The organism is Corallococcus sp. 4LFB (genome assembly GCF_046520365.1).
GTDB classification, from domain to species: domain Bacteria; phylum Myxococcota; class Myxococcia; order Myxococcales; family Myxococcaceae; genus Corallococcus; species Corallococcus caeni.
Genome location: NZ_JBKGHJ010001058.1, coordinates 1 through 1,095, shown reverse-complemented (window position 1 = coordinate 1,095; position 1,095 = coordinate 1). Strand labels below are relative to the sequence as shown.

The 1,095-nt window shown below is 72.7% G+C and carries 1 protein-coding gene; it reads left to right on the top strand.

Annotated elements, in window-relative coordinates; all coding sequences use genetic code 11:
- The coding region (locus ACLEQD_RS44020; protein ID WP_410391882.1) for an FAD-dependent monooxygenase at positions 1-1,095 on the top strand (1,095 nt) is incomplete at both ends.

The following is a 1,095-nucleotide window of genomic DNA, read 5'->3' as shown; positions in this document are numbered from 1 at the left end:
TGCGAGGTGACGGGCTTCGCGCAGGACGACACCGGCGTCGACGTGGAGCTGTCCGACGGCCGTGCACTGCGGGCGAAGTACCTCGTCGGGTGCGACGGAGGCCGCAGCCTCGTCCGCAAGGCGGCGGGCATCGAGTTCCCGGGGTGGGACGCGTCGGTCAGCTACCTCATCGCCGAGGTCGAGATGACCGGAGCACCGACGTTCGGCATCCGCCGGGACGAGAAGGGCACCTACGCCATGGGCCCGGCGGAGGACGGACGCGTGGGCGTCGTGCTCAGAGAGGAGCGGGTCGTCACGGGCGACGCGCCGACCCTCGAGACTCTGCGCGAGGGGCTCATCGCGCTCTACGGGACGGACCATGGCCTGCGCGGCGCCACGTACCTCTCGCGGTTCACCGACATGACGCGGCAGGCGGCGTCCTACCGGGACCGGCGGGTGCTCCTGGCCGGCGACGCGGCCCACGTGCACTCACCGATGGGCGGACAGGGGCTCAACCTGGGCGTGCAGGATGCCGTGAACCTGGGGTGGAAGCTGGCCCAGGTCGTGCGTGGCGTCTCACCGGAGAGCCTGCTCGACACGTACCAGGCCGAGCGGCACCCCGTCGCGGCCCGTGCGCTGCGCAAGACCATGGCGCAGACCGCGCTGAGCCGCGGTGACGCGCGGATGGACGCCGTGCGCGAGACGCTGACGGAGCTGCTGCGGATGGACGGTCCTCGCAAGCAGTACGCGGCGATGATGTCGGGGCTGGACATCCACTACGACCTGGGCAACGGACACCCGCTGCTCGGGCGCCGCATGCCGGACCTCGACCTGGTCACCGCCGACGGCCCGCGGCGCGTGTTCCACCTGTTGCACGACGCGCGGCCGGTGCTGCTCGACCTGGGCGAGCCCGGCACCCTTGATGTCACCCCCTGGGTGGACCGGGTTCGGAGGGTCGCTGCTCGCTGCACAGGGGAGTGGGAGCTCCCGGTGCTCGGCGTGGTCACGGCGCCCGTCGCGGTGCTGATCCGGCCGGACGGACACGTCGCGTGGGTCGGCGAGGGCACGGACCAGGGGCTGCGTGAGGCCCTGACCCGCTGGTTCGGGCCGCCTGCC